Here is a 25,287-nt window from a genome sequence, read left to right as displayed (position 1 = left end):
CGTCCTTCAACGCCCGCGCCTCATAGGCCAGCGTGAACGCGGTGCCCCCGGTCTTGGGGATGTGGACGAACAGAAATCCCCGCCCCCGCGACACGATCATTCCGTCCTCACACCCGGTTCGGCGGATCGCGCCCTTCCAACTGCGCGATCAGGTTGTCGACGGCCATTAACCCCATGTTTTCACGCACTTCCAGCGCCGCTGTGCCCAGATGGGGCAGCAGGGTGACATTCTCCATCGTCAGGAATTCGGGCGGAACCGAAGGCTCAAACTCATAGACATCCAGCCCGGCGCCAGCGATCCCGCCCGCCTGCAGCACGGCGATCAGTGCTGCCTCATCCACCACATCCCCGCGCGAGATGTTCACGAAAATGCCGCCCGGTTTCATCGCGGCGAAGGCAGCGGCATTCATCAGATGATAGGTCGCCTTGCCACCAGGAACCGCGACCACCACAAAGTCAGCCGCCATCGCCTCGTCCATCGCAACCTGACGCGCCGGAAGCCCGGGGTCAGCCACGGCCGAACGGTTGAAGAAAATCACTGACATTCCAAAGCCATAGTGACACCGTCGTGCAATCGCCTTGCCGATCCGTCCCATGCCGATGATGCCCACCGTCTTGCCCGAAACATGGGCGCCCAGCATCTGCGTCGGACCCCAGCCGTGCCATTTTCTCGCCCGCAGCAGACGCTCACCCTCGCCCGCGCGCCGTGCGGTCATCAGAATCAGCGTCAGCGCAATGTCAGCCGTGGCATCGGTAACGGCACCGGGCGTGTTGGTCACCATCACCCCCGCCGCCCGCGCCGCATCGACATCGATGTGGTTGTAACCGACCCCAAAGTTCGCCAGAATCTTCGCGCGGGGTGCAGGAACATCAGCAAAAACATCAGGTTGAAAGCGGTCACCCAAGGTTGGCAGCACCGCGTCATAGTCCCGCAACGCCGCGCGCAACTCGGCTGCCCTCAGCGGGGCAGTGTCGTTGCGCAGCGTCACGTCAAAACGCGCGCGCGCTGCGGCAAGCACACGGTCAGGCAACTGTCGGGTGATCAGAAGTCGCTTCATCAGAACATCTTTCCGCCAAGGGGCACATCGTGGCTGGGGCCGATCAGGACAACTGCACCATCATCGTCTGGCAGCCCGAGGACAAGCACCTCGGACATCACCGGGCCAATCTGGCGCGGGGGGAAGTTCACCACCGCCAACACTTGTCGGCCAATCAATTCCTCAGGCCGGTAATGCACGGTGATCTGCGCGGAGGACCGCTTTTCACCGATCTGCGGCCCGAAATCGACCCAAAGCTTGTAGGCCGGCGTGCGCGCTTCGGGGAACGGTTCGACGCGGGTAATCCGGCCGACGCGGATGTCGACGGCCTCGAAATTGGCATAGGTGATGCTCATTTGCCCAACTCCCGCCCGCGGTCGGCTGCAGCTTTTACTGCCCGTTTAAGAAGGGCTGGAAAGCCGGTCGCCTCGTCCATCAGCACGGCCAGCGCCGCCGCCGTCGTACCCCCCGGCGAGGTGACATTGATCCGAAGTTGTGCTGCAGTTTCAGGCGATTGGTAGGCCAGCTCCCCCGCTCCGCAGACGGTGGCGCGGGCTAGTTGCATGGCGGTGGCGGGGGGCAAGCCTTCGGCCTCGCCCGCCGCGGCCAGGGTTTCGATCAGGTGGAACACATATGCGGGGCCGGAACCGGAGACGGCGGTCACCGCATCCATCAGGTGTTCGCCGTCAAGATCCACCACCTCGCCCACCGCCGCCATCAGCGCGCGCGCCATTGCCATGTCTGTGGCGCTGGCGCTGGCATTCCCGCAGAGCGCGGTGATGCCGCGCCCGACCATGGCGGGCGTGTTCGGCATGGTGCGGACAATGGGCGTGTCAGCCCCGAGGGCATGCTCGAAGGTGGCCATCGTGGTGCCTGCTGCGATGGAGATGAAAAGCGTGCCGCCATTGCCAAGAGCCTGGAGCGCGGGCAGGGCCGTGCCCATCATCTGCGGCTTTACGGCCACGAGCGCGACGGCAGGCTTTGGCGGCAGGGTTTCGTTCAGATGCACGCCGGTGGCCTGCAACCAGTCGCTGGGGTTTGGTTCGATCACCCAGATCGAGGCGGGCGGCACACCGGCGGCCAGCCACCCGGTCAGCAGCGCCGTCCCCATCTTGCCGCATCCCAAGAGAATCAAGCCCTGGCGGGCTACAGCTTCCAACGCCATCGACAGCTCCGTTTTAATGCAAGTTAGGCGTAGTGCCGCGTGCCATCAATCGCCATCTGGCGTGATGTCCAGCAGAAACAACTGCTCTACCGGAACGGCGAAGTGGCGCGCCAACCGGATTGCCAGCTCAAGCGAGGGCAGATAGCGCCCCTGCTCCAGCGAGATCACCGTCTGGCGCGAGACACCAAGCGCCTGCGCCAGATCCGCTTGAGTGAGGCCCCGTGCTTCGCGAGTCGGGCGCAGGATGTTGCGGATCATCGCCGGCGGGCCGCAATGTACCCGGCAAGGAAGCGGCTTGTGGCGGCGCTGGCCGAAACAGTGACAAGGGCGAAGATCAGTCCTTCCGTTCGGGTCAGCGCAAAACTGCCAAGCCAGTTCCATGCCGCATCGGTCAAAGCCAGCAGCACCAGCAGAAAGGCCGCGCTGTCCAGCACGCGATAGCCGACGCGTTCGGCCACGGCCTCGATCTGTTCCTCACGCTCATCTGCTACCGTTCGTCTGCCGTCTTGATACATCTGGCGCGCCCAAAGCAGCGCAAAGGTGATGCCGACCGCAATCACAAGCCCGACAACCAGAGCCGCAAGCTTGACAGCCGAGTGCTGTCCCAGCGAAAGGCCGTCGGTCATCACAACGACGAAAACCGCGTAGGCAAGAGCAATCGCCCCGGCACCGCGCAACTGGAACGTGGCAAAAGATGTCATGTCGTCCTCCAATGTAAAGTATCCTTTACGTAGGGGGGGAGCGACAGCTGAGTCAAGGGTACTTTACATCACGCGCGTCCGTAAGCCTCGGCAATGGCGACGTTCATCGCCTGCGCCGGGGTGTTGCCGCCCCATGCAACCATCTGGAACGCCGGGTAAAAGCGCTCCGCTGCCATCACCGCGCTGGCGATCAGCCGGTCGATCTGTTCAGGCCCCGCGATCTGCCCGCCCGAAAGCAGCAGGCCATAGCGCCAGACCATCAGCTTTTGCTCCAGCCAATAGGTGAAAGCGCCGGTCCAGACCATGTCGTTGCAGCGGTTCAACACGTCATACAGCTCGGAGAGCTTGTCTTCCGGCGGCTCCATTTCGAAGGTGCAGATCAGGCGCAGCGTCTCATCCTGCGGCGACCATGCGAGGGTCAGCGAATAGGTCCGCCATTGCCCCTCGACCGCCATGGCGATCTGGTCGTCGGTCACGCGGTCAAATTCCCAAGCATGGTGCTCGGCCAGCGTTTCGACGATGTCGATTGGGTGAAGGTCATCCATCGACGAGAAATCTTCGGAAAGCGACATTGCCCGGCCTCATTATGAAGCTTCTGGAGGGCCGCGACCCACTAGAAGCTGGGTGTCTGGCAAGGTTCAGCGTTTGCCCGACACTGCCCTTACTAGATATGGTGTGGGCAAAGCGAAAGCCTGTAAAGCTATTTCTTCCAAATTCTCCTGTGGAGAAGTCGAAAAACGCATTTGGAGTCGCAGGAGAGTCAATGGCTTGGCAAAAGCAGGTGTCTTGCGGGTGGCTGGTACGCGCGCTGGTTGCAAAGCCGTAGCCGCGGGCAAAAAAAGCCCCCGTGCGGGGGGCGCACGAGGGCATGTCGGGCGGGGACCTCAGGGCACAGGGGACAGACCCGATGAGGTTACAGGGATGGGGACAGACCAGCCCGTCCGGACAACATGAGTCGTAGCTGGGTTTGGAATCGGGAGTATGACATGCGAGGGCCTCGGCTGACGCCTTGGCCGCGGCGGCGCGAATACGGGGCGCGAACGCAGGCCGCAAAAAGTGATGGTCTGGATCAGGTTCGCCGCGGCCGCGCCAAAGCCCGCGACCAGCCCCGTCGTCAATTCGGCCACCGTATCTGACACCCGAAGCGAGGCGTGAAACAGCCGGAATCCTTATCGCACGCCCCGGCTTAACTGGTGGACAACGGAATGCAGGGTTCTCCACAGGGCGCGGCAGGGGCGTGCAGGGCAATCCTGTTGCGCGCACCTTCGGCCAGACGGCTGGATAGCAGCGTGAACGGAGGTTCGCGGGCGGATTCGTCCGCGATCATCCTGTCGGTTGGCGCTGCAATCCCTTCGGCGGTTCTTTCGACCAACAGGGTAGGAACGCGAATGGTTGCGATGGTGGCGGCGGACCGGTACGTCAGGCCCGCCGAGCCGAGCATCAGGAAAACGAGGAGAAGGCGGTAAAGCCCGCTCATCTGCCCCGGGAGCGGATCATGCCAGTGATGTCATGCACCTGATCAAGGATGGGCCGTGCTATGGCATCGGCGCGGTCAGCGCCTTCACCTAGGATGCGGTCTATCTCGCCGGGGTCTTTCATAAGGCGCGACATTTCGCTGGTGATCGGTGAAAGCTTGGCCACCGCAAGATCGGCCAGCGCCGGTTTGAAGGTGCCGAACTGGGCGCCAGCGTAGTCGGCAATCACCTGTGCGGGCGTGTGTCCGGCAAGGGCAGCATAGATGTTCACCAGATTGCGCGCTTCCGGCCGGTCGCGCAGCGCTTCAACAGTGTCAGGCAAAGGCTCGGCATCGGTCTTGGCCTTGCGGATCTTTTTGGAAATGGTGTCGGCATCATCGGTCAGGTTGATCCGCGATTGATCCGACGGGTCGGACTTCGACATCTTCATCGTGCCGTCACGCAAGGACATGACGCGCGTGGCGGCGCCCTCGATGATTGGTTCAACGATGGGAAAGAAGTTCACCCCGAAGTCGTTGTTGAACTTCATCGCGATGTCCCGGGCAAGCTCCAAATGCTGTTTCTGGTCTTCACCCACTGGCACCATCGTGGCCTGATAAACCAGAATGTCAGCCGCCATCAGCGAGGGGTAGGCAAACAGCCCCAACGACACGTTTTCCGAATTCTTGCCAGCCTTGTCTTTGAATTGCGTCATTCGGCTCATCCAGCCCATGCGGGCGACGCAGTTAAAGATCCAGCCCAGTTCGGCATGGGCCGAAACCTGGCTTTGGTTGAACAAGATGGACCGCGCCGGGTCGATCCCGGCAGCGATGAAGCCTGCGGCCGCCTCGCGCGTTTGCTGGCGCAGTTTGGCGGGGTCTTGCCAGACAGTGATCGCGTGCAGGTCGACGAGGCAATAGACCGTCTCGATCCCCTCGTCCTGCTTTTCCACAAAACGCTTCAACGCGCCAAGGTAGTTGCCAAGGGTCAATCCGCCAGACGGCTGAATGCCCGAAAAGATTCGGGGCTTGAAAACAGGTTGCGTTTGGCCGGCCAAATGGTCTGGCGAGGACTGTGACGCTGGCATGTGACGCTCCGTCTGGAATAACCGCTGGAACCCGCGTAATCGAAGGGGCAACGGGCGTCAATTGCCCGCACCGGAGGGAAAATGGACCAAGATCACAATGCCGCGCCGCTGAACCCGCTGCCCCCGATCGTTTGGCTGATGGTGCTGCCGATGCTGGCGATGGAGCTGGTGCTGAGCCTTGCCGATCGCGGCATCATCGGCGGTCCGCAAGCCATAGGTTGGCGCATCCAAGCGGTGGAGCGGTTTGCCTTCTTCCCCGAGCTGATGCGCTATATGGTGGAAACCGGAACGTATTCGCCAGACGGGCTGATCCGGCTGATCAGCTATCCTCTGATCCACGGCACGTTCACCCACGCCTTGTTTGCGATTGTGATGGTGCTGGCACTAGGCAAAATGGTGGGCGAAATCTTTCGTTGGTGGGCGGTGCTGGTGGTGGTACTGGGGGCGGCAATCGCGGGTGCCTTGGCCTATGGTTTCCTGGTGCCCGGCCTTCGCGCGCAACTGATGGGGGCCTATCCGTCCGTCTATGGGTTGATCGGGGCCTTCACCTTCCTGCTGTGGGTGCGGCTGGCGGGAACCGGGACAACCCGTTACCGCGCCTTTTCGCTGATCGGAATGCTGCTTCTGGTGCAGCTTTTGTTCGGGGTGCTGTTTGGCAGCTCGTGGGATTGGGTCGCCGATATCGCCGGGTTTGCCGCAGGGTTCCTGTTGTCATTCGTGGTCAGCCCCGGCGGGTTCGGGCGCGTGGTCGCCATGATCCGTCAGCGCTGACGTATCATCGCCTTCAATTCGGCAGGCCGGACGGCGCGCAGACCGACCGCCGCCACCGCATAGCTGGCAATGCCAAGAAAGATCAGCAGGAATAGCCCGAAGATCCGATAGGCGCGCAGCTCGAGCATCGGTTGCAGCAAACTCCAGCCCACCCACAGCGCGGCACCCATCAGGGCTGATGCCAGCGCGATGCGCCAAAGGCGTGACAGAAAGCGGGCATCGAAACGCGCTTCTTCGCCCATCGCCCGCGCTCCCCACCAAAGCTGCGCGACCATCACCCAGGCTGACAGCGTGGTGGCCCAGGCCGCTGCGGAAAAGCCGATCAAGGGCATGAGACTGAAGGCCAATGTCGCGTTCAGTGCCAGCGACCAGACCGCATAGCGTAACGGTCTGCGTGTGTCTTCGCGGGCATAGAACAGCGGTTGCAGGGCCTTTTGCAGCACGAACGCAGGCAGGCCCAAGCCGTAGATCGCCAGTGCAAGGGCGGTGGCAGCCGTGTCCTCCACCCCGAACGCACCGCGCTGATAAAGCACCTCGGTGATCGGAAGCGCGATCAGCACTAGCGCCACCGCGGCAGGCAGGGTCAGCAGCAAGGCAAATTCGGTGCCACGGTTGAAAGCCTCGCGCCCGCCTATTGCATCCCCGGCCTGAAGCCTGCGCGAAAGCTCGGGCAGCAGAACGGTGCCAACAGCGATCGCCACCACTCCAAGCGGCAGCTGATACAGCCGGTCTGCATATACCAGCCAAGAGATCGCTCCCTCGGTCCCCGAAGCGACCTGGCGCGAGACCAGCAGGTTTATCTGCAACACGCCGCCAACCAGAAGGACAGGCCCCATGTTGACCATCATCCGCCGGAAATCCGGGGTGAGGCGGGGTAGCCGCAGTCGGGGGATAAAGCCGATCCGCCGCGCTGCGTAAAGCGTCCAGCCAAGCTGCGCGATGCCGGTGATCGGCGTCGTCCAGGCAAGCGTCGTCCCTATGTCCCAGCCCTGCTGATGCGCCAGCACCATCGCTGCGATGAAGACAAGGTTCATCAAGACCGGCACAGCGCCCGCCTCGGCAAAATGGCCATGCGCGTTCAGGATGCCTGACAAAAGCGCGAACAGCGAGATAAAGCCGATATAGCAAAAGGTGATCCGGCCGAAATCCACCGCCATGTCAAAGCGGCCGTCGCCCACAAAGCCTGCGGCCATCGCCCAGACCAGAAGCGGCATGGCGACGGTGCCCAGGATGCTGACGAAAACAAGAAAGATGGTCAGGCCAGAGAAGGCATTTTGCGCAAACTCCTCCGCGCCCGTTCCTGACTGAAGCTTCTTGGAATAGAGCGGCACAAAGGCCTGATTGAAGGCACCCTCGGCAAAAAAGCGGCGGAACATGTTTGGCAGCGAAAATGCCACGTTAAAGGCATCGGCCACGGGGCCCGCACCAAGATACGCCGCCATCATCAATTCGCGCACCAGGCCTGCCCCGCGCGAAACCAGCGTCCAGCCGCCAAGGGTAACAATGCTGCGGATCATCCGGCGTTGGCCGCTCATGTGTTGGCCCTTTCGGCGCCTTCGGCAATCGCCTGCCGCAGCTTGCGATCCAGCGCTTCCTGCTTTGGCTTGGCGTGCAGTTTCAGGCCAAACATGTCTTTCACGTAGAACGTATCCACCACCTGCGCCCCATATGTCGCGATCACGGCTGAAGCGATGTAGATGTTGTTATTGGCCAGCGTGCGGGTCAGGTCATACAGCAGGCCGGGACGATCGCGGGTGTCAACTTCGATGATCGTGTAGATTTCGGACCCTTCATTGTCAAAGGCGATATGGGTTGGAAAGCGGAACTCGCGGTCGCGCTTTTTGATCTTGTCGCGGTCCTTCAATGCCTCGCGGGCCAGAACCTCGCCGCGCAACGTCTTGTCGATCATGCCGCGCAGACGGGGCAGGCGGCTGACCTCATAGGGCTTGCCCTCGATGTCCTGCACCCAGAACACCGCCGTCGCATAGCCATCTTTCGAGGTATAGGTGCGCGCGTCGACCACGTTGGCCCCAACCAGCGCCAGCGCCCCCGCAAGACGCGAAAAGATGCCAGGGTGATCGGCCAGCGCAAAGCAGGCGCGGGTGGCATCACGGTCGGGGTCCGGATGCAGGTCGATGCGGATCTCGTCATCGCCAAGCCCAAGAAGAAGGCTGGCAAAGACGGCATGGGTATCGGTGGACAATCCTTGCCAGTAGGGCGCGTAATGGCGGGATGTTTCATGGTCGAGCGCGGCTTTGTCCCACGTCACCAACTGTTGGCGCAGGGCGAGCTGGGCTTCGTCCTTGCGGTTTTCGCGGTTCACCGTTTCAAGCCCGCCTTCCAGCGCATCTGCCGTCTGTTTGTACAGCTGCCGCAGCAGCATGGCCTTCCAGTTGTTCCATGTGCCGGGGCCCACGCCGCGAATGTCGCATACCGTCAGCACGGTCAGCAGATCCAGCCGCTTGCGCGTTTTCACCGCCTTGGCAAAGTCGCGCACCGTGCGCGGATCGCCGATATCGCGTTTTTGCGCCATGTCAGACATCAGCAGGTGATACCGCACCAGCCATTCCACCGTTTCGCTTTCTTCAGCGTTCAGGCCCAGTCGCGGGCAGATCCGCCGCGCGATCTGCGCGCCCAGGATCGAATGATCTTCGGGCCGCCCCTTGCCGATGTCGTGCAAAAGCAGCGCCACATAGATCACCCTGCGGTTCACCCCATCTTTCAGGATGCCTGAGGCGACAGGCAGTTCCTCGACCAGCTCGCCGCGTTCGATCTGGGCAAGGATCGAGATCGTCTGGATGATATGCTCGTCCACCGTGTAGTGGTGATAGACGTTGAACTGCATCATCGCGACAATGGCTTCGAACTCCGGGATGAAGGCCCCCAGCACGCCCAATTCGTTCATCCTTCGCAGCGCCCGTTCCGGGTTGCCATGCAACAGCAACAGGTCGAGGAAAGTCCCGACTGCCTCAGGATCGGCGCGCATGTCATCGTCGATCAGGGTCAGGTTGCCCGCGATCAGCCGCATGATGTTGGGGTGCAACAGATATCCCGTCCGCAGCGCCTCTTCGAACACCCGTAGCAGATTCAGCTTGTCCGCAAGAAAGGCAGCGGGATCGATGACGTCAATTCGCCCTTGAACCAGCTTGTATTCCGGCCTCACACGCTTGGTGCGCTTGAAGATACCAAAGAGCGATGCCTCGCGCTTGGCGTGACGGGCCTCAAGCTCGGTCAGGAAGATGCGTGTCAACTCGCCAACCCGGGTGGCCTGACGGAAGTAGTCCTGCATGAAGTATTCCACAGCGCGCCGCCCCGCCGCGTCGCGATAGCCCATGCGAGCGGCCACTTCGACCTGCACATCAAACGTCAGCACATCGCTAGCACGCCCGGTGATGTAGTGCAGATGACAGCGCACTGCCCAGAGAAAGTCTTCGGCTCGGGTGAAGGTGTCATACTCTTCGCGGCTCAGCAGCCCGGCCCCAACCAGCCCCTCGGCAGAGGGCACGCGGTGCAGGTATTTGCCAATCCAGTACAAGGTCTGCAAATCGCGCAGACCGCCCTTGCCCTCCTTGACGTTGGGTTCCAGCACATAGCGTTGACCGCCTTGCCGCTTGTGCCGTTCGGCGCGTTCCGCAAGCTTGGCCTCAATGAACTCCGGTCCCGAATTGCGAAACAGATCTGACCACAGCCGGTCGCCAAGTTCCACTGCCAGAGGTTCATGCCCGGTGATGAAACGGTACTCCAGAAGGGCAGTCCGGATGGTGATGTCCTCGCGCCCAAGGCGGATGCAATCCTTCACTGTGCGGCTTGAATGGCCCACCTTCAGCTTCAGATCCCACAGCATGTAAAGCATGCTTTCGATCACGCTTTCCGCCCAGGGTGTGATCTTCCACGGCGTCAGAAACACCAGATCGACATCGGAATGCGGTGCCATTTCAGCCCGCCCGTAGCCGCCCACCCCCAGCACGGCGATCCGCTCGGATTCGGTCGGGTTGGCAAGCGGGTGCAGACGGTAAGCGATCGCCATTGCGGCTTTCACCAACCCGTCGGTCAGCTGCGCCTGCGCCGTAATCAAGCTGCGCGAGTTCTTCGGGCGCTCAAGGAACGTCTGGGCGAGACGCTCATTGGCCTGCGCGCGTGCTTCGGTCAGATGGCGGACGGCAATGGCGCGCGCTGACCGTGGCTCTTGTCCTACGGTCAGGTCAGCCGTGATCGCTTGGGTCAGTGCAACCGGATCGACAATGATGTCGAATTGGGCAAGGGGCAGCCCGGATTGAAGCGTCATTCTCGCTCTGACCCCTGTGGTGGGTTAAATGGCCCGCGCGCCGTCAGAACCCGGCACCGGAAAAGCTGCGGGGGCTTGGGTCAATCACCACAACCTGATTGTTGCTGATCTGCGCCACGGCCAAGCCTCGTTCGTTGGTGCCATTCGGAAGGAAGCGGAAGATGCCCGAAACGCCCACAAAACCTGCACCCTGCGTCAGCTCGGCTTGGGTCAGCGCATCGGCCTTGCCCTGTCGCACCAACGCGCCGATGGCCGCAATGCCGTCATAGGCAAGGCCTGCCACCTGCACTGGCGGCGACCCGTATGCGGCCTGGTATCTGGCCTGGAACTGGCTGGAGAGACCCGGATCAGGCATCGCGAACCAGCCCCCCTGCACTCCCGGCAGCGAAAGCGTTGCTGCCGGAACATCCCAGCGGGTCAGGCCGATGAGTTGCGCCGATGTCCGGCTCAGCCCGTTTTCGGCCAGCAGTTGCGTGACCAAAGGCAATGCCCCAACCGTATCCGCCGTCAGGAATACGGCGTTGGCACCCGAAGACTGCGCCTTCTGCACAATCCCTGCCGCAGTCTGCGCAATGCCGTTTTGCGAGAATTCATAAGAGGTTACGCCAACAACGCTTCCCCCTGCCGCTGCAATTCCACCTTCAATCGCGGTGCGGCCAACGTTGCCGGCCAGGTTCTGGTCGTGAACGATGAGAACCTTGTTCTTGCCGTTGCGCACCGCATAGGTCGCCAACCGACGCGCGGTGTTCTCAAAGGTTTGGCCCAGCACGAAGACATTGCCACCGGCGATGGCCGCGTTGTTCGAAAAGGCAAGTACGTTCACCCCGCGCGGCGCCACCGCTGCACCAGCCGCGTTTGCCTCTTCGGAATAAAACGGGCCGAGGATGATCTTTGCCCCCTCGTCGACAGCCTGAATTGCCATTGCACGGGCCGCCGCAGGGCTGCCGCCGGTCTTGTAGACCCGCAAATCAATGGTGACACCCGACAAATCGGCCATTGCTAAGCGGGCTGCGTTTTCAAGGTTTTGCCCGAAAACCTCATCTGTGGCCGAGCCTGAGCCCGACGGGATCAGCAGCGCCACCTGCACCGAGCCGCCGCTGCCCGGCTCGCTGACCGGCCCGCGTGAGGGCACACACGCCGAAAGCATCATCGCAATCAACACAAGAGCAAAGCCAGCCAGCGACTTGCGGGCCCGATGAATTGCGGACAACATAGTACTTCCTCACTTACAGAGACACGGCAACACGGGCCAAGTTAGTTGGTTCGGGAAGGGAAGTAAACTTGTGAGGCAGCCCAATTGGACAGCTTCTGGCGGTGATCAGCCAGCCCTCCGCCCTGTTTCGCCGGGGCTGCACTTCGTGTCGACGCCCATTGGTGCCGCGCGGGATATCACTCTGCGTGCGTTGGATGTTCTGGCGGGCGCGGATCTGCTGGTGGCTGAAGACACGCGCACTCTGCGGCACCTGATGGAGATTCATGGCGTGGCCTTGGGCACGCGACAGGTGATTTCATATCACGAACACAGCGGTGACGCCGTCCTCGCCCGCCTGCTGGCGGCGCTGCGCGAAGGCAAGTCGGTTGCCTATGCCTCCGAGGCGGGCACGCCGCTGATATCGGACCCCGGCTTTGTGCTGGCGCGTGCGGTCGTGGCGGAAGGGCTGCCGATACTGGCTGCACCTGGGCCGTGTGCCGCGATCTGCGCGCTGACCGTCTCGGGCTTGCCGTCGGACCGTTTCCTGTTTGCGGGCTTTCCTCCGACCACCCGTTCCGCCCGACACGCCTTTCTGGCCGAGTTGAAACCGGTGCAAGCAACACTGATCTTTTACGAAAGTCCCAAACGCGTTCACAGTTTGTTAGAAGATCTGGCGGAATGCTTGGGGGGCGCACGCGAGGCCGTCGTTTGCCGTGAAATGACCAAGAAGTTCGAAGAAACGACGCGCGGGTGTCTGGCTGATCTGGCCGAAGCATTTTCGACCCGCTCGCCAAAGGGCGAGATCGTGGTGCTGGTGGACCGGGCGAAAGAAGCCCCCGCAGAGGCAGGGGCACTGGAGGCGGCGTTGGGCAAAGCAATGGAAGGGATGACCATGAAGGACGCGTCGGCACTGGTCGCCGAAGCCTTTGGCCTGCCCCGGCGCGAGGTCTATCAGCTTGCCCTGAAACGGCAGCGGGAATGAGCGGGCTTACCTCCTACCACGCGGGGCTTGCCGCCGAGGATCAGGTGGTGCGCCACTATGCGCGGATCGGGATCGAGATTTGCGCTCGCCGTTGGCGCGGCACTCGCGGCGAGATTGACCTGATTGGTCGGCGCGGCGACGAGGTGATTTTCATCGAGGTCAAAAGCAGTAAGACCCATCAGTGGGCCGCCGCACATTTGTCGGTCGGCCAGATTGCCCGCATTTGCGACACCGCGACCGAGTTTCTGGCTGGCGAGCCGAAGGGGCAACTCACCGACATCCGGATTGATCTGGCGCTGGTCGATGGCACCGGCCGGATCGAAATCATCGAGAATGCCTTCGCCGGCTGAATTGCATCTGCCGCCGGGTTGGGCCATCAAAGGCGTCCAAACTACGCGGAGAAAGCGATGTCTTTGAAAGTTGCCCTGCAGATGGACCCGATCGGGTCGGTCAACATCAACGCCGACAGCACGTTTCGGATTGCCCTTGAGGCGCAGGCGCGGGGGCATTCGCTGTTTTTCTACACGCCCGACCGGCTTGCGTTTGTCGAAGGCCGGGTCATGGCGCGCGGCTGGCCGATCGAGCTGCGCCGTGAAGTGGGCAATCACGTGACCTACGGCGCGGAGATCGAGGTAGATCTGGGGGACTATGACGTAGTCTGGCTGCGGCAGGATCCGCCGTTCGACATGGGTTACATCACCACCACGCATCTGCTGGAGATGATCCACCCGAAGACCCTGGTGGTGAATGACCCCTTCTGGGTGCGCAACAGCCCCGAGAAGCTGCTGGTGCTTCGCTTTCCCGACCTGACGCCGCCCACCGCGATTGCCCGCGATCTGGCGACGATCCGGGCGTTCAAAGCGCGCCACGGGGATATCATTCTCAAGCCGCTGTACGGCAATGGCGGGGCGGGGGTGTTCCGGCTGGACCCGAACGATCGCAACCTGTCGTCCTTACATGAGATGTTCATGGGGATGAACCGGGAGCCGCTGATCGTGCAGAAATTCCTGCCCGCCGTTTCCAAAGGGGACAAGCGGGTGATCCTGGTGGATGGCGAGCCGGTCGGGGCGATCAACCGGGTGCCGCAGGACGGGGAGACCCGGTCGAACATGCACGCGGGGGGGCGGCCGGAGAAGGTGGGGCTGACCGCGCGGGATCTGGAGATTTGCGCGCGGATCGGGCCGGTGCTGCGCGAGAAGGGGCAGGTTTTCGTGGGGATCGACGTGATCGGGGACTGGCTGACCGAGATAAACGTGACCTCGCCCACCGGGTTGCAGGAGCTGGAAAGGTTCGACGGGACCAATGCTGCGGCGCGGATCTGGGAAGTGATCGAGGCGAAGCGGCGGGGGTGATGTCCACGCGTGGACAGCCTTCGCGTATCAATAGAATCAATGGGTTAGATTTTCACTTTAGGAAACTGTTAAGGTTTATGCCCCTGCCTGCGCCGATTTTTGGCTGATGCTGCCCGGGTGCCGCGGGACCGCGGTCTGTCCGCTCACCTTCAAACCCTGACGGGCTGGAGATCCACGTAAGAGCGTATCTGCAGCGTGGCATGCTTGGTGGTTGATCTCAGGCAAGTCTTCGGATGTGCAACCGGGGAAGTCAGGAGAAGACGCGAAACATTTCTGATCTGCAGCGGTCCTTCCGGGTGCGCCTCATAGTCAACCGCCGCAGAAGTTGTGGCTTACTTCGGCGTTGGCTTTGGAGTGTTCAACAACAGCTCTGAACCAACCGGCCCGTTCATCGACGGACACGGACGCGCGGTGTCCTACATGTTCTGAAGACATGGCTTGGCACCCTACCTTGCAGCGGGGTGCTAGCCTTTCACCCCTACGGCAAGGCGGAAGCTGACCGCTTCGGCCACGTGCGGCTGGCGGACCTGATCTGAACCCGCCAGATCGGCGATGGTGCGGGCCACGCGCAGCACCCGGTGATAGCCCCGCGCCGACAGGCCGAAGCGTTCGGCGACGCGGGCGATCAGGGCCTTGCCTTCGGCATCGGGGGTGGCCACCTCCTCGAGCAGCGCGCCTTCCAGATCGGCGTTGACCCGGGCGTCGGGGTGATCGGCGAAGCGATTGGTCTGTACGGCGCGGGCAGTGGCAACTCGGGCGGCCACGATGGCGGAAGATTCGCCGTTTGCGGGCAGGTCGAGGTCGGAATAGGCCACGGGTGGGACTTCGACCCGCAGATCGAAACGGTCCATCAAGGGGCCGGAAATGCGGCCAAGGTAATCTTCGCCACACAATGGCACGCGGGCGCAGGCGCGGGCCGGATCGGACAGGTAGCCGCATTTGCAGGGGTTTGCAGCGGCGATCAGGAGGAACCGGCAGGGATAGCGGATGTGGGCATTGGCGCGGGCCACCATGACGGTGCCGGTTTCAATCGGTTGGCGCAGGGTTTCGAGGACGGCGCGGGGAAATTCCGGGAATTCGTCGAGGAAGAGGACGCCGTTATGGGCAAGGCTGATCTCGCCCGGTTTAGCGCCTTTGCCACCGCCGACAATGGCGGCCATCGAGGCAGTGTGGTGCGGTTCGCGGAACGGGCGCTGGCGCGAGATGCCGCCTTCGCTGAGCAAGCCCGCAAGGGAATGGATCATCGAGGTCTCCAGTGCCTCGGTGGCCGAAAGCGGCGGCAGGATGCTGGGCAGGCGCGCGGCCAGCATGGATTTGCCAGACCCCGGCGTGCCGATCAGCAGGGCATGATGGCGGCCGGCGGCGGCAATTTCCAAGGCGCGTTTGGCGCGTTCCTGACCCTTTACCTCGCTGAAATCACGGCTGAAATCCGGGGGCAGCACTTCGCCCGCTTCGGCTGGTGTCAGCGGGGATTGGCCGCTGTAATGGCGCACCACCTCTTCCAGCGAGGCGGCGGCGAGAACTTGCGTTGCGCCGACCCATGCAGCCTCGGCCCCGCAAGCCTTGGGGCAAAGGAGCGCGCGGTCGTCCAGTGCTGCAGCCATCGCTGCGGGCAGCGCGCCGATCACGGGCACGAGGCGGCCGTCGAGGGACAATTCGCCCAAGGCCACCACGCCCTCGACCTCGTCTTTCGGGATGATGTCGAGGGCGGCGAGCAGGGCCAGGGCAATTGGCAGGTCGAAGTGTGAGCCTTCCTTGGGCAGGTCGGCAGGCGAGAGGTTGACGGTGATGCGCTTGGACGGCAGGGCGATCGACATCGATTGCAGGGCGGCGCGGACGCGTTCCTTGGCCTCGGACACTGCCTTGTCGGGCAGGCCCACGAGGTTGAAGGCGGGCACACCAGCCGACAGCGCGCATTGCACTTCGACAATGCGCGCCTCGACCCCTTCGAAGGCCACCGTGTAGGCCCGTGCGATCATTCCTGCCCCCGTTAAGCTTGGTTAACGGGTAGGGCGGAATGGTTTACGAGTGGTAAAGAGCCATGAACTTCGGCCAGGCATCGGCATCGGCCACGGTCTTGTCGCGGCAGACGGCGTTGCAAAAGCCGAAGCGGCGGCCATAGAGCTCCAACGCGTGGGTGACAGGCTTGCCGGAATAGGGGCAGGCGGCATTTTCAGTGTCGGTTCCGGGGATCGCGCGGGCGGGCAGGCGGACCGGGCCGGGCCAGTCGCGGCGGGGGTAATCGCGGCGGTAGAAGTCTTGATCGGCACCGTCGATCATGCCCATCGCCCGCCAGCGGCGGAACGAGGGGTGCGACAGATGCGCTGCGACATACATCGCCGCATCGGGGCCGACGGGCAGGTTGTAGCCGGCGATGCGCCCCGCGACCGGGGCGAAGAACACGTCGGCGGCGGAATAGGCACCGCAGAGCCAGGGGGTGGTGGATTTTGTCGTTTGGCGCGCCCAGGACCAAAGGGTTTCGAGGCGGGCGAGATCGGCCAGAACGGCCTCGGTCGGCTGGCAGTCGGTGTAGCTGGCGCGCAGGTTCATCGGGCAGTGGCTGCGCAGCGCGGTAAAGCCCGCGTGCATTTCGGCGGCCAGAACCCGGGCGGTGGCGCGGGCGTGCGGGTCGGCGGGCCACAGGCCTGCGTCGGGGTGGCGGGAGGCCAGTTCCTCGGCGATGGCGATGGTTTCGGGGACGACGGTGCCGTCCGGGGTGCGCATGGTGGGGGCGGTGCGGGCGGGGAAATAATCCTTGAGGACAGTGGCCAGCTCGTCTGTGTAAAGGCGAGCGCTGTGGGTTTTCACCGGAATGCCGAACGCGTCAAAAAGAAGCCAGCCGCGCAGGGACCAACTGGAATAGGCGCGGTCGCCGATCACGAGGTCATAGGTCATTTATGCTGTCCTTTCGGTGTGCCCGCATATGAACGACATGCAGATGGATCGGAAAGCAAAGATTTGTGGGGCAGGCCATCACGGAAGGTGATTGACGCTGGCGGCAGTCCAGTCGTTGCCGTCATGGGCAAGGCAGGTGACCGAGAGGTTGTCGATCCGTTGACCCAGCGCCTGATACGGGGTGAGGCCCGCAGAGCGTTGATATTGCGTCAGGATCACGCCAAAATGGGCGACGATGATTATGTCGGGATGGGCGGGGAGGCGGGTGACTGCAGCCGCGACCCTTGCCGCGGCCTCATGCCAGCTTTCGCCGCCGGGGGGCGTGACGTGGCCCGGTTCTTCCCAATACTGGCGGCTTAGGTCCGGCCAGCGATCTGACACCTCGGCAAAGCCAAGACCGTCCCAGTCGCCAAAGTGAAACTCGCGCAGGGCGGGATCGTGCGGCAGGCGGGGGCGGCCGTGGCACAGCGCGTCGGCGGTGGCTGTGGCGCGGACGAGGTCAGAGGAAATCACCGGCGCATGTGCGGGCAGGTATGCGTTCAACCGGGCAAGGGCGGCGGTGTCGGACAGATCGGCCGGAATATCACGCCAGCCGGCGAAGGCGTTGGTATGCGTCGGGCCATGACGCACCCACCAGAAGCGGGTCAAGAAAGCCCCTCCAGCGCACCTTTGAGCACGAGGGGCAGGCCCGCAACGACGGTGACGACAAGGCCCGCTTCGGCGGCAAGCCTCTGGTTCAGGCGGCCCTGCGCATCACGGAAGCTGCGCGACAAGGCATTGTCGGGAACTATGCCCCAGCCAACTTCGTTGGTGACGATGACAACGGGTGCGCGGCAAGTGGCAAGGGCTGCGCACAAGGCGATGGTTTCGGCATCAAGGTCGTGGTCGGCAAGCAGATGGTTGGTCAGCCAAAGGGTGGCGCAATCCACAAGCACGGCTTCGCCCGGCTGGGCGGCAGAGAGGGCGTCGGCGAGGGCAAGGGGCGCTTCGACGGTGGTCCAGGCGGGGCCACGGTCGGCCTGATGACGGGTGATGCGGTCGCGCATTTCGTCATCCCACGCCTCGGCGGTGGCGATGTAGCGGCGCGGGCGGGCGGTGGCGGTGATGAGGCGTTCAGCGAAGGTGGATTTGCCCGACCTCGCGCCCCCGATCACAAGCGCTAGTGCCGGCAGGAAGAAAGTCGAGGCGGCAGGTGATCCGTTCACACAGATGCTCCGTATAAAAACTGTAAAAGATGCGCACCTGCAGAGATTGCAGATTTGGGGGTCACCATGGCACTTGATGGATATAATGACCAAAAGATGTCCCGCCAAGCGATGAAGGCGGAACTGCTGGATGCCGAGACCGAATTGCGCCTTGCTTATGCCTGGCGCGACCAGCGTGATGAAAAGGCACTGCATCGTTTGATCACCGCCTACATGCGGCTGGCGATCAGCATGGCGTCAAAGTTCCGCCGTTATGGCGCGCCGATGAATGACCTTATTCAAGAGGCGTCGCTGGGCCTGATGAAGGCCGCTGACAAGTTTGACCCCGATCGTGGCGTGCGGTTTTCGACCTACGCCGTGTGGTGGATCAAGGCCAGCATTCAGGACTATGTGATGCGCAACTGGTCGATGGTGCGGACCGGGTCCACCTCCAGCCAGAAGGCGCTGTTTTTCAATCTGCGACGGGTGCAGGCCAAGCTGGAGCGCGAAGCAGCGCAGCGCGGCGAAACGCTGGATGGCTACCAGCTGCGCCAGATGGTCGCGACCGAAGTTGGCGTGTCGATGGCCGATGTCGAGATGATGGAGGGGCGGCTGTCGGGGTCCGACTATTCGCTGAACGCCACGCAATCAAGCGATGATGACGGGCGCGAATGGATTGACGCCCTGGAAGATGATGGCGTGCAGGCTGCCGAAGTGGTCGAAGGCACGCATGATCTGGCGCATCTGCGGACGTGGCTGGTCACGGCGATGCAGGGCCTGAACAAACGCGAACGCTTCATCGTGGCGGAACGCAAGCTGCGCGAAGAGCCGCGCACGCTCGAATCGCTTGGGGTGGAGCTGGGGCTGTCGAAAGAGCGGGTCCGTCAGCTTGAGGCGGCGGCGTTCGGCAAGCTGCGCCGCAGCCTTGAGACGCAAAGCCGCGAAGTGCACCACTTCCTGCACTGATCCGGGCGCCACCGTCGCAGTGCGATGGCCGGAGCGCTTGCCGCAGGGCGTTTGGTGTAGGACAAAGCGCTTGACGAGGCTGCAGCCCCGGCTGTGACCCAAAGCGCGGGGCTGAGTGATGCTTGCGGCCGAACCCTTGGCAAATGATCCATGACGGCGTTCGGTCGCCTCGATGTGCTGCGGGAGCCGTCGTATGTGCGGTTCGTGACCGGCTATGGTCTGTCCTACGTGTTTTACTGGATCACACTTCTGTCGATCGGCTGGTGGATGTGGGAAACCACCGGGTCTGCGGCATGGGTCGGCATTGCCTATTTCTGTGACCTTTTCCCTTCGGTCCTGATCACGCCTTTTGCAGCAGCGCTTGCAGACCGGGGTGACCGGTTTCGCATCTTGAAAACCATCCTGTGGCTGCAGGTCTGCACCGGGCTGACACTGGCTGCGGTGGCGGCGTCAGGGATGCTGACGCCACCGGTTCTGGCGGGATTTGCGTTTGTTGAGGGCACGTTGGTGGGGTTCAGCCAGCCTGCGTTCTTTGGCCTTTTGAACCGTCTGGTCACCGCACGGAACCTGTCGGCGGCCGTGGGGGTGAATGCCAGCGTGGTGCAGACGAGCTATATCCTTGGGCCGCTGCTGGCGGGGGTGCTGTTTTCATTCGGGCTTGGCATGGCACCCTTGGCCTTTGCCGCCAATGCGCTGGGAACATTGGGGTATCTGTGGTGCCTCGGCGGTATTGCGTTGCACCCGCAACCTGCCAAAGAGGCGGGTCCGGCGCCCGCGTTGCTGCAAGAGATGGCGGCGGGGCTGACGGTGTTCTGGACAAACCCGGTGGTGTTTCGCGCGACCGTGTTCATGCTGGCGGTGGCGGCGCTGCAACGGCCGCTGATCAGCCTGATGCCGGCGATCAATGACCGCTTTGCGCTGTTCGCGCCGGCCTATTTCACCCTACTGACCGCGAGCTTCATGGCGGGCGGGCTGTTGGCGGGGCTGATCCACGCAAGGCGCAACTCTGACGTGGGGCAGGAAGTGGCGACGGGGCGGGCGATGGTGGCGCTGCTGCTGCTGTTTGCGGCGTTGTTTCCACTGTTGGCGTGGTTTCCGGGTGGCACGGTTCTGGCGGTGGTTGGCCTGTTTCTGATTGGTCTGGCGGGCAGCTATGTGATGACCGGAAACTCCACCATCTTGCAGACCCGCACGCCTGAACACATGCGCAGCCGGGTCTTGGGCAACAACTTGATGCTGTTTCGCGGCGCGGGGGCGGTGTCGGTGCTGTGCGTGGGGCTGCTGGCGGACGCGTGGGGCTTTGGCATTGCGATGACTGCCGCCGTGGTCTTTGCTGGCGGAGTGTTGGCGATTGCGCTGCGGCGTGGGGGTCAGCCGGATCAACCGCGCGCGGGAAGTTGACGCGCGCGGGGAGTTGACGCGCGCGGGGAGTTGAGTTTGCCCGCCGTGGCCCCTAACGTGGCCAAGTCGTGAATGGGGAGCCCGCCGATGTTGCACGGAAAACGGATCCTGCTGATCGTGGGTGGCGGGATTGCGGCTTACAAGTCGTTGGAATTGATCAGGCTTGTGCAAAAGGCCGGGGGAACGGTGACCCCCGTTCTGACGCGCGCCGGGGCTGAATTTGTCACGCCGCTTAGCGTTTCCGCGTTGGCCGGGGCCAAGGTGTACACCGATCTGTTCGATCTGACGGATGAGGCGGAGATGGGCCATATCCAGCTGAGCCGTGCGGCCGATCTGCTGGTGGTGGCCCCGGCGACGGCGGATCTGATGGCCAAGATGGCGGGCGGGCGGGCGGATGACCTGGCCTCGACCCTGCTGCTTGCCACTGACAAGCGGGTGCTGGTGGCGCCCGCGATGAACGTGCGGATGTGGACGCATCCGGCAACCCAGCGCAACCTTGCAGTGCTGCGGGATGACGGGGTGCTGACTGTCGGTCCGAACGAGGGCGACATGGCTTGTGGTGAATACGGGCCGGGGCGGATGGCCGAACCGGCTGAGATTGTGGCAGCAATCGCGGCGGCGCTGGGTGGTGGGCCGCTGGCGGGGAAACACGTCATCGTGACCTCAGGCCCGACGCATGAACCGATTGATCCGGTGCGATACATTGCCAATCGGTCGTCCGGCGCCCAAGGCACGGCGATTGCGGCGGCGCTGCGCGATCTGGGCGCGCGGGTGACGTTTGTAACCGGGCCTGCGGTGATGCCTGCGCCATCGGGCGTGACGGTCGTGGCGGTGCAGACGGCGCACGACATGGCTACGGCGGTGGCTGTGGCCTTGCCTGCAGATGCGGCGGTGATGGCTGCGGCAGTGGCGGATTGGCGGGTGGCTAATGCAACCGGGCAAAAGATGAAGAAGGACGGGTCGGGGAAAGCCCCGGTGCTGGAGTTCGCGGAGAACCCGGACATTCTGGTGACCGTGTCGAAGGGGCCGGGGCGGCCCCGGCTGGTGGTGGGGTTCGCGGCCGAGACGGATGACGTGGTGGCGCATGCGACGGCCAAGCGGCTGCGCAAGGGCTGCGACTGGATTGTGGCCAACGACGTGTCGGCAGACACCGGGATCATGGGCGGAACCGAAAACGCGGTGACACTGATTTCAGACGCGGGATCAGAGGTTTGGCCACGGATGAGCAAAACCGAAGTCGCGCGGCGGCTGGCAGCAAGGATTGCCGGGGCCTTGGCCTGAGGCAGGCCGGTGGCGAAGATGTTTTCGAACGGAAAAGGGGATGCGATGCGCCCGGTGCTGAGGGTTCTGTGGGAGGATTGGGCGGACCGGGGCTTGCCCCTGCCGGCCTACGAGACGGCGGGGGCGGCGGGGGCGGATATCCGCGCGAACCTGTTGCCGGCGGAGCGTGCTGATGGCGTGACGCTGGGGCCGATGGAGCGGCGGATCGTCGCGACAGGCATCCGCGTAGAGATTCCGCCGGGGTTTGAGATGCAGATCCGGCCACGTTCAGGGCTGGCGCTGAAGCATGGGATCACGCTGCCCAACACGCCGGGCACCATCGACAGCGATTATCGCGGACCGTTGGGAGTGGCGCTGGTCAACCTTGGGGCGGAGCCTTATACGGTGCGGCATGGTGACCGGATTGCCCAGATGATCGTGGCACCGGTGGTGCAGGTGGCGTTCGAAGTGGTTGAAATTCTTGGTGAAACCAACCGCGGGGCAGGCGGGTTTGGATCGACCGGGCGGTCATGATCGGGCTTTTGGGATTTGCGGCGATCTGGGGCGCGGCGCGGTGGTTCAGGTGGCGCTGGCCTTGGGCTGCGCTGTGGGCCTGGTGGGCGGCGATCATGATCATCCACGCGCCGCTGCAGGTGGACAATCCGCTGCGCGCGGTGGTGGGCGGCGATTTCCGGGGCTGGTTGGTGTTTGGGCTGCTGGCGGCGGTGGTGTCGATCTATCGGCTGGTTTTCAAGGCGCTGCGGGGGCGAGCGGTGGTGGCACCGGTGGCGGAGGCGGGGCCGTTCCGGGCGGCGGAACTGGATCGCTATGCGCGCCACATCCTGTTGCGCGAGATTGGCGGGCCGGGGCAGAAGCGGCTGAAAGCGGCGCGCGTGCTGGTGGTGGGCGCGGGCGGGCTTGGGTCGCCGGCGATGCTGTATCTGGCGGCGAGCGGGGTTGGCGTGATCGGGGTGATTGATCCGGACGAGGTCGAAAACTCCAACCTGCAGCGGCAGATCATTCATACGGATCAGCGGATCGGGATGCCGAAGGTGTTTTCGGCGGAAATCGCGATGAAGGCATTGAACCCGTTCATCGAGGTACGGCCCTATCACCGGGCGTTGGACGAGGCGACAGCGGCGGCGTTGATTGCTGATTATGATCTGGTGCTGGACGGGACCGACAATTTTGACACGCGCTATCTGGTGAACCGGGTTTGCGCGGCATTGGGCAAACCGTTGATTTCCGGGGCGATCACCCAGTGGGAGGGGCAGTTGAGCCTGTTCGATACTGCCAAAGGAACCCCCTGTTACGCCTGCATCTTCCCGACGCGCCCCGCACCGGGATTGGTGCCAACCTGCGCCGAGGCCGGGGTGGCAGCGCCTTTGCCGGGCATCATCGGGGCGATGATGGCGATGGAGGCGGTCAAGCATATCACCGGGGCCGGCGAGACGCTGGCGGGACGGCTGCTGATCCATGACGCGCTGTTTGGCGAGACGCGGGTCATTGTAGCGAAGCGGCGGGATGATTGCCCAGTCTGCGGCGCGGCGCGTTGAGCACGCAGCGGCAGTGGGCAGCGCCTGCTGTGTGACCAGACGCGCGTTGCGACCGGACCTGACACCGATGTCGGCCGAATCGGCTTTCTGACCGAGGCAGGCTGACGGCGGGATATGCGCTGGCGGATCGGCAGACCTGCCGGGCTGTAGGCAAGGCCCCGACACAAGGCGCGGCTGGTGTGGGGGTAATTCTGTCAGGCACTGCACTTCTAGCAGGCATCTGCCGACGGCGAAACACAGCCTATTGATCTGGATCAGTTTTTCTGACCATCCGAACCTGCCGCGGTGCGGCATTCATCAGTCTTTGGAGCGATCATGGCACAGACGATTTCCATCGCGGCGGGCAGCAGTGCCGCATCCATCCAGTCGGCGATCAACGCGGCCCCGGCGGGGGCGATCGTGCGGCTGGCTGCGGGCAATTACAGCTTTGACCGCACGGTGGTGATTGACCGTGACGACATAACCGTGACCGGGGCAAGTGCCGGGGCGACGATGATCACCACGCGCGCGTCGATGGGCGGGGAGCCTGCGTTCCGGATTGGTGATGCGTTGTTCAAGGAAGATCTGGGTGTCGGGGTGACCATGTCTTATGCGCCGGAAGGGGCGCGGACGATTACGGTGGCGGGCGGGCATGCGTTCAGGCCGGGCGATGCGATCTGGATCGAGACCGCGAATGACGCCCAGCTGTTTCGCCAGATCGGCGATACGCAGTGGCGTGGTGATCAGCCGTTGCGCACGGCGCTGGCTACGGTGACATCGGTCAGCGGCAACAAGATCACGCTGGACCGGGACCTGCCGTTCGAGTTCAAGTCTCAGGGTACGTTGGTGCACGAGATCGATCTGGTGAGCGGGGTCGAGCTGCGCGACATGACGCTTAAGGGCAGTTACGGCACATCCGACCCGGCGGATTTCAGCAACAGTGAGGCGGGGGCAAATGGCGGGATGATGCTGCTGGTCAACACGAGCAAGGGTGTCACGGTCAGCGGGATCGAGATCGAGGAACCCGGATCAAACGGAATGGTGATCGCAAAGTCGATCGACGCGCAGGTGAGCGACCTTACGGTGACCGGCGCGCACAACAAGGGGGATGGCGGCAACGGTTACGGGCTGTGGATCCGCGATGTCTATGACAGCGATTTTCAGGGGCTGAACATCCACGACACGCGCCATGCGGTGCTGTTTGCGTCAGTCACCTCGGCCTCGGGGAACACGGTGCAGGTGGATGACACCAACCGGGACATCAACTTTCATGGTGGGCTGGACCACGACAATCTGGTCACGGTGGACCGGTCGGTGCGCAGCGGGGCGGAGCCGGGCTACCTTGGGTCGGTGACATTCGTGAATCCGGGTACTGACTACAGAGCGCCGACCGATCCCGATGCCAATACGATTCTGTTTCGCGAGGTGGTGGGCACGGTGCGCGCCGATGATGTGCGCGGCATGAACGGCGGGGCGCGGCTGACCACGCTTGGCGGCAATGACACGTTGACCGGTGGCAATGGCAGTGACCGGCTGGACGGCGGAAGCGGGAATGACCTGATCCGTGCCTCGCGCGGGTCGGATACGGTGATTGGCGGGTACGGGACCGATACGGTAGACTTTGACATCTGGCGCAGCACGGTGACGCTGTCGGTGTCGAACGGGCAACTGCTGGTGCGCGGCGAGTTTGGGGTGACGCGGCTGAGCGGGGTGGAATATGTGACGTTCGAGAACGGGCGGTATCTGGTGTCGGACCTGATCGGGCAAGCCTCGCGGGCGGCGGCCGATGCGTTCGTGTTCCGCGCGGCGCAGGCTTTGAGCGACGAGGCGGTGTGGCAGACGGAGCCGGAGCAAGGCCAGACCGGCGATGCGGCGGACAGTGCAGCACTTGCCGCGATGGACCTTGATCCCGTGGCGTTGGCGGCCACGGACCGGTTCGACTTTTTGTAAGCTGCTGAATTTTGCGGCGGTGCCGTCAAGAAAACGCAAGCAGGTGCCCGACGCCTTGCGCGGGGCGCGG

Annotated in this window: 25 protein-coding genes and 1 pseudogene; 10 read left to right on the top strand and 16 right to left on the bottom strand. The window is 63.3% G+C overall.

What is annotated here, in order from left to right:
- The 9 genes and pseudogenes from RMO18_RS00210 to trpS all read right to left on the bottom strand — a co-directional run.
- Window positions 1-100 (bottom strand): annotated as a pseudogene (locus tag RMO18_RS00210) (Type II secretory pathway, pullulanase PulA); the annotation flags it as partial.
- Window positions 101-107: 7 nt separating this feature from the next.
- Entirely contained in the window at window positions 108-1,058 is a 951-nt protein-coding gene (locus RMO18_RS00205) for a D-glycerate dehydrogenase (protein WP_309663220.1), read from the bottom strand.
- On the bottom strand, window positions 1,058-1,393 hold the full coding sequence (locus tag RMO18_RS00200; protein ID WP_309663219.1) for a tRNA-binding protein: 336 nt from the start codon (window positions 1,391-1,393) through the stop codon (window positions 1,058-1,060). Before RMO18_RS00200 ends, RMO18_RS00205 begins: the two co-directional genes overlap by 1 nt.
- Window positions 1,390-2,202: a pyrroline-5-carboxylate reductase gene (gene proC / locus RMO18_RS00195; RefSeq protein WP_309663218.1), complete on the bottom strand. Its 813-nt coding sequence runs from the start codon at window positions 2,200-2,202 to the stop codon at window positions 1,390-1,392. Before proC ends, RMO18_RS00200 begins: the two co-directional genes overlap by 4 nt.
- A 45-nt stretch (window positions 2,203-2,247) precedes the next feature.
- Window positions 2,248-2,460, bottom strand: a complete 213-nt coding sequence (locus tag RMO18_RS00190) for a helix-turn-helix transcriptional regulator (RefSeq protein WP_309663217.1) — start codon at window positions 2,458-2,460, stop codon at window positions 2,248-2,250.
- Window positions 2,457-2,903 carry a hypothetical protein gene (locus RMO18_RS00185; protein WP_309663216.1) on the bottom strand — a complete coding sequence of 149 codons (447 nt, stop codon included), beginning with the start codon at window positions 2,901-2,903 and terminating at the stop codon, window positions 2,457-2,459. Before RMO18_RS00185 ends, RMO18_RS00190 begins: the two co-directional genes overlap by 4 nt.
- A 68-nt stretch (window positions 2,904-2,971) precedes the next feature.
- The gene (locus tag RMO18_RS00180; protein WP_309663215.1) at window positions 2,972-3,475 is read right to left on the bottom strand and encodes a YbjN domain-containing protein; all 504 of its coding nucleotides are present in this window, start codon (window positions 3,473-3,475) and stop codon (window positions 2,972-2,974) included.
- Window positions 3,476-4,089: 614 nt separating this feature from the next.
- On the bottom strand, window positions 4,090-4,380 hold the full coding sequence (locus tag RMO18_RS00175; RefSeq protein WP_309663214.1) for a hypothetical protein: 291 nt from the start codon (window positions 4,378-4,380) through the stop codon (window positions 4,090-4,092).
- The gene (trpS, locus tag RMO18_RS00170) at window positions 4,377-5,444 is read right to left on the bottom strand and encodes a tryptophan--tRNA ligase (RefSeq protein ID WP_309663213.1); all 1,068 of its coding nucleotides are present in this window, start codon (window positions 5,442-5,444) and stop codon (window positions 4,377-4,379) included. Before trpS ends, RMO18_RS00175 begins: the two co-directional genes overlap by 4 nt.
- 81 nt (window positions 5,445-5,525) lie before the next feature.
- Between trpS and RMO18_RS00165 the strand changes: the two genes are divergently transcribed.
- Entirely contained in the window at window positions 5,526-6,215 is a 690-nt protein-coding gene (locus RMO18_RS00165; protein ID WP_309663212.1) for a rhomboid family intramembrane serine protease, read from the top strand.
- Here the strand turns inward: RMO18_RS00165 and murJ are convergent.
- Genes murJ through RMO18_RS00150 form a run of 3 tightly spaced genes read right to left on the bottom strand, consistent with a single transcriptional unit; the run spans window position 6,206 to window position 11,713 of the window.
- Window positions 6,206-7,750 (bottom strand): murein biosynthesis integral membrane protein MurJ, encoded by a 1,545-nt coding sequence (gene murJ, locus RMO18_RS00160; protein WP_309663211.1) that lies wholly within the window; start codon window positions 7,748-7,750, stop codon window positions 6,206-6,208. The two genes, RMO18_RS00165 and murJ, sit on opposite strands and share 10 nt — an antisense overlap.
- Window positions 7,747-10,500, bottom strand: coding sequence for a [protein-PII] uridylyltransferase (locus tag RMO18_RS00155; RefSeq protein WP_309663210.1), 2,754 nt, complete (start codon window positions 10,498-10,500; stop codon window positions 7,747-7,749). The genes murJ and RMO18_RS00155 overlap by 4 nt, the downstream gene beginning before the upstream one ends.
- Before the next feature lie 43 nt (window positions 10,501-10,543).
- Window positions 10,544-11,713, bottom strand: coding sequence for a penicillin-binding protein activator (locus tag RMO18_RS00150; RefSeq protein ID WP_309663209.1), 1,170 nt, complete (start codon window positions 11,711-11,713; stop codon window positions 10,544-10,546).
- A gap of 136 nt (window positions 11,714-11,849) precedes the next feature.
- On the opposite strand from RMO18_RS00150, the gene rsmI reads away from it, so the two are divergent.
- The 3 genes from rsmI to gshB are packed head-to-tail and all read left to right on the top strand — an operon-like array spanning window position 11,850 to window position 14,026.
- On the top strand, window positions 11,850-12,674 hold the full coding sequence (rsmI, locus tag RMO18_RS00145) for a 16S rRNA (cytidine(1402)-2'-O)-methyltransferase (protein WP_405053985.1): 825 nt from the start codon (window positions 11,850-11,852) through the stop codon (window positions 12,672-12,674).
- On the top strand, window positions 12,671-13,024 hold the full coding sequence (locus RMO18_RS00140) for a YraN family protein (RefSeq protein ID WP_309663207.1): 354 nt from the start codon (window positions 12,671-12,673) through the stop codon (window positions 13,022-13,024). The genes rsmI and RMO18_RS00140 overlap by 4 nt, the downstream gene beginning before the upstream one ends.
- Window positions 13,025-13,081: 57 nt before the next feature.
- The gene (gshB, locus tag RMO18_RS00135; protein WP_309663206.1) at window positions 13,082-14,026 is read left to right on the top strand and encodes a glutathione synthase; all 945 of its coding nucleotides are present in this window, start codon (window positions 13,082-13,084) and stop codon (window positions 14,024-14,026) included.
- 464 nt (window positions 14,027-14,490) lie between these two features.
- On the opposite strand, the gene RMO18_RS00130 is transcribed toward gshB, so the two are convergent.
- From RMO18_RS00130 to cobU, 4 genes are all read right to left on the bottom strand, one after another.
- Window positions 14,491-16,005: a YifB family Mg chelatase-like AAA ATPase gene (locus RMO18_RS00130; RefSeq protein ID WP_309663205.1), complete on the bottom strand. Its 1,515-nt coding sequence runs from the start codon at window positions 16,003-16,005 to the stop codon at window positions 14,491-14,493.
- 43 nt (window positions 16,006-16,048) lie between these two features.
- The gene (locus tag RMO18_RS00125) at window positions 16,049-16,921 is read right to left on the bottom strand and encodes a glutathione S-transferase (protein ID WP_309663204.1); all 873 of its coding nucleotides are present in this window, start codon (window positions 16,919-16,921) and stop codon (window positions 16,049-16,051) included.
- A 78-nt stretch (window positions 16,922-16,999) separates the two neighbouring features.
- Window positions 17,000-17,569 carry a histidine phosphatase family protein gene (locus RMO18_RS00120; protein ID WP_309663203.1) on the bottom strand — a complete coding sequence of 190 codons (570 nt, stop codon included), beginning with the start codon at window positions 17,567-17,569 and terminating at the stop codon, window positions 17,000-17,002.
- Window positions 17,566-18,126 (bottom strand): bifunctional adenosylcobinamide kinase/adenosylcobinamide-phosphate guanylyltransferase, encoded by a 561-nt coding sequence (cobU, locus tag RMO18_RS00115; RefSeq protein WP_309663202.1) that lies wholly within the window; start codon window positions 18,124-18,126, stop codon window positions 17,566-17,568. Before cobU ends, RMO18_RS00120 begins: the two co-directional genes overlap by 4 nt.
- Before the next feature lie 66 nt (window positions 18,127-18,192).
- Between cobU and RMO18_RS00110 the strand changes: the two genes are divergently transcribed.
- The 6 genes from RMO18_RS00110 (at window position 18,193) to RMO18_RS00085 (ending at window position 25,217) form a co-directional block, all read left to right on the top strand.
- Window positions 18,193-19,071, top strand: coding sequence for an RNA polymerase factor sigma-32 (locus tag RMO18_RS00110; RefSeq protein ID WP_309663201.1), 879 nt, complete (start codon window positions 18,193-18,195; stop codon window positions 19,069-19,071).
- Between the two features lie 150 nt (window positions 19,072-19,221).
- Entirely contained in the window at window positions 19,222-20,472 is a 1,251-nt protein-coding gene (locus RMO18_RS00105) for an MFS transporter (RefSeq protein ID WP_309663200.1), read from the top strand.
- An 87-nt stretch (window positions 20,473-20,559) separates the two neighbouring features.
- Entirely contained in the window at window positions 20,560-21,753 is a 1,194-nt protein-coding gene (gene coaBC, locus RMO18_RS00100; RefSeq protein ID WP_309663199.1) for a bifunctional phosphopantothenoylcysteine decarboxylase/phosphopantothenate--cysteine ligase CoaBC, read from the top strand.
- A 45-nt stretch (window positions 21,754-21,798) separates the two neighbouring features.
- The gene (dut, locus tag RMO18_RS00095) at window positions 21,799-22,266 is read left to right on the top strand and encodes a dUTP diphosphatase (RefSeq protein ID WP_309663222.1); all 468 of its coding nucleotides are present in this window, start codon (window positions 21,799-21,801) and stop codon (window positions 22,264-22,266) included.
- Window positions 22,263-23,288 carry a HesA/MoeB/ThiF family protein gene (locus RMO18_RS00090; protein ID WP_309663198.1) on the top strand — a complete coding sequence of 342 codons (1,026 nt, stop codon included), beginning with the start codon at window positions 22,263-22,265 and terminating at the stop codon, window positions 23,286-23,288. The genes dut and RMO18_RS00090 overlap by 4 nt, the downstream gene beginning before the upstream one ends.
- A gap of 315 nt (window positions 23,289-23,603) precedes the next feature.
- Window positions 23,604-25,217, top strand: coding sequence for a hypothetical protein (locus RMO18_RS00085; RefSeq protein WP_309663197.1), 1,614 nt, complete (start codon window positions 23,604-23,606; stop codon window positions 25,215-25,217).
- The last annotated feature ends 70 nt before the right edge of the window (window positions 25,218-25,287 follow it).

The organism is Tabrizicola sp., assembly GCF_031377265.1.
Taxonomy (GTDB): Bacteria; Pseudomonadota; Alphaproteobacteria; order Rhodobacterales; family Rhodobacteraceae; genus JAUYQR01.
This window is presented reverse-complemented; position numbering and strand designations above follow the sequence as displayed.